A 638-nucleotide genomic window follows, 5' to 3' on the forward strand; every position below is an offset into this window, starting at 1 on the left:
GGGTCAGCCCCTGGGCTGCGCACAGCGCGCGGAAGCGGTCCGCCGCAGCCGTATCCACCGTAAGATGGTCCGGCAGGTCGAAGGCGTAGTCGGCGGCGTTGCGCGCGGCGGCGGGGCTGCCGGGCGCAACGGACGAATCGGGGGAATCGGACGGGCCGGGGACGGTGCCGGAATCGGCGGGGCTGACCGCACTGCCGGGGGCCGCCGGGACCGTGGCGGGAACCGCCGAAGTTACCGGACCGGAAGGGCCGGGCACGCCCCCCATTCCGGATGCCCCGGAAGTTCCGACTGCGCCGCTTGCCGTGGCGGGTGATGGTGCCGGGGCCAGTGTTTGTTCCATGGTGTCCTCCGTTGCAGGGTTGAAAGCGTGAACGTTGAAGAGGTCTGTTGAAGGCGTGGTCATCCGGCGCGGTCGGGATCAGTCCCGCTGTCCGCCGGGGTTCAGCTGTTCCCCGGCCCAGCGCCGCGCACCCTCCAACTGGATGCGCAGCAGGCTGGCCGGGTCGGCCATGGCGATTTCCGCCGTGCGGTCGCGGGCGTAGTCGTACAGGGCCGCAGCCCCGTGGATGGCGGGTTCTGGCCGGGACAGGCGGTCGTTGGCGCAGGCGGCGTCCAGCCAGTGGCGCAGCACGCGCACT

At 72.1% G+C, this 638-nt stretch carries 2 pseudogenes; both read right to left on the bottom strand.

Going from position 1 to position 638, the window contains the following annotated elements:
- A pseudogene (locus tag FVW27_RS18575) lies at positions 1-340 on the bottom strand (hypothetical protein); the annotation flags it as partial.
- Positions 341-418: 78 nt separating this feature from the next.
- Positions 419-638, bottom strand: a pseudogene (locus FVW27_RS18580) (hypothetical protein); the annotation flags it as partial.

Source organism: Nitratidesulfovibrio liaohensis (assembly GCF_011682075.1).
GTDB lineage: Bacteria > Desulfobacterota > Desulfovibrionia > Desulfovibrionales > Desulfovibrionaceae > Cupidesulfovibrio > Cupidesulfovibrio liaohensis.